Origin of the sequence: Burkholderia sp. Ac-20379, assembly GCF_017104645.1 — a bacterium.
Classification (GTDB): Bacteria; Pseudomonadota; Gammaproteobacteria; order Burkholderiales; family Burkholderiaceae; genus Burkholderia.
In genome coordinates this window covers 1-1900 of record NZ_JAAGPF010000618.1, presented here as the reverse complement: position 1 = coordinate 1900, position 1900 = coordinate 1, and the positions used below count along the sequence as shown (strand labels likewise).

1 protein-coding gene is annotated in these 1900 nt (G+C 65.4%); it reads left to right on the top strand.

Translation table 11 applies throughout. The features are described from left to right. Nucleotides 1-620 precede the first annotated feature (620 nt). Entirely contained in the window at nt 621-1679 is a 1059-nt protein-coding gene (locus G3N92_RS33270; protein WP_206131749.1) for a sugar transferase, read from the top strand. The last annotated feature ends 221 nt before the right edge of the window (nt 1680-1900 follow it).

Genomic DNA, 1900 nt, shown 5'->3' with positions numbered 1-1900 from the left:
CCGGCACGGCAGCCAACCGCCCGACGGGCGGCACGGGCGGCAGCACCAGCGGCACGCCCTGAGCCTCGGGCCGGGCCGAAGGCCGCGCGGCATCGCGGCCGGCGCATGCACGGCGCCGGCCGCTTAAAGTTGTCATTTCGCGCAATCGTTTGCGTGAATATCGACAACATCTTTCATGTTGGCTCGATCTTTCTTCATATCACTTCGATCGTTACGTAACGATTCGCGACGCATTCGTAACGTTACGACACGTTTCAGATTCGAAACGTCCACAGTGCTTCATCCCACTTCGCACGATTTTTCGTTAAAGCATTGATCAGAAAAGGGTTGGCGACTTTTTCGGCGCCCGTCAGCAAGATTCTCTTCAGTGGCATGTTTCATGCTTGATACATCGCCAGCCAATCGTTGCATCGCACAATGGTCGTTGCATGCAAGGTTTGGTGGCAAGGCCATGCGGGCAGACCAATTCAGCAGGACTGCGAAAGACTGTTGCGGATCGTCAAACGCGGCCGCGGCTTGCCGGAGCGGCGCGCGAGACAGCGCCGCCGGCCGCGCGATGGTTCGAAAAGAATAGAAATCCTGAACAACCGAAAACGAATTATTTTTGAACGGGGTGAGTGATGAGAGGCCTGATCTGGCGCCTGGTCGACGGCACGTTGATCATCGTGGGCGCGCTATGCGCGTTGCATTTCGAGTTGATGCCGCCGTCGGCGGCGGCCAGCCCCGGGTTCGACGGCCTGCTGGTGGCGTTCGCCGTCGCGCTCGCCCTGTCGGTGTTTCCGGCGTGCGATACCGACAGCCTCACGAGCGTGCGCTCGGTGTTCAACCTGATCAGCCGCACCGTCATCGCCTGGCTGTTCGTGCAGGCCTGCGGCTTCCTGCTGCTGTTCGTGCTGCATCGCCTGCATCTCGTCTCGCGCCTGTGGTTCCTCTACTGGACCATCACGAGCGGCCTCGGCATGTTGATCGCGCGCACCTTCGCGCTGACCGTGCTGCGCTCGCTGTGGCGCTTCGCCGGCCGTGCGCACGAGCTGGCCGCGCAGGCCGATTCGCGGCTCGCCACGCATCTCGCGCGCCGCACCTTCAAGCGCGCCTTCGACACGGCGCTCGTGATCCCGATGCTGGTGGCGCTGGCGCCCGTGTTTCTGATCCTGATGCTGCTGGTGCGCCGCGACGGCGGCCCGGCGTTCTATGGCCACCCGCGCGTGGGCCGCGACGGCCGGCGCTTCCGCTGCCTGAAGTTCCGCACGATGGTGACCGACAGCGACGCCGTGCTGCGCGAGCTGCTCGCGCGCGATCCGGCCGCGCGCGCCGAATGGGAACGCGATTTCAAGCTCAAGAACGATGTGCGGATCACGCGCGTCGGGCATTTCCTGCGCCGCACCAGCCTCGACGAGCTGCCGCAGCTCTGGAACGTGCTGCGCGGCGAGATGAGCTTGGTTGGCCCGCGTCCGGTGGTCGAGAAGGAGCTCGAACGCTACGGCCACGAAGTCCGCTACTACCTGATGGCCAAGCCCGGCATCACGGGTTTGTGGCAGGTCAGCGGGCGCAGCGACGTGGATTACGCGAAGCGCGTGTCGCTCGACGTGTCGTACGTGAAGCAGTGGTCGCCGCTGCTCGACTGCGGGATTCTGCTGCGCACGGTCGGCGTGGTGATGCGGCGCGAAGGCGCGTATTGAGCGGGAAACGAACAGGAAACGAGCGGGCAGGGCGCGGCGTCCGGTCGACCGGCGAGGCGGCCGCGCATCGTGAGGCGTCGACGGATCAGTGCGCGGCCGCGCCGTCGCCGTAGGCGGACGACGCGCGCCAGCCGTCGTAGCGATACGGATCGGCGGCGCTGTCGCTGGCGGCGGGTTTGGCGCGGTAGCGCGCGAGCTTGGCGCGGCTGCTGCGCGTGTCG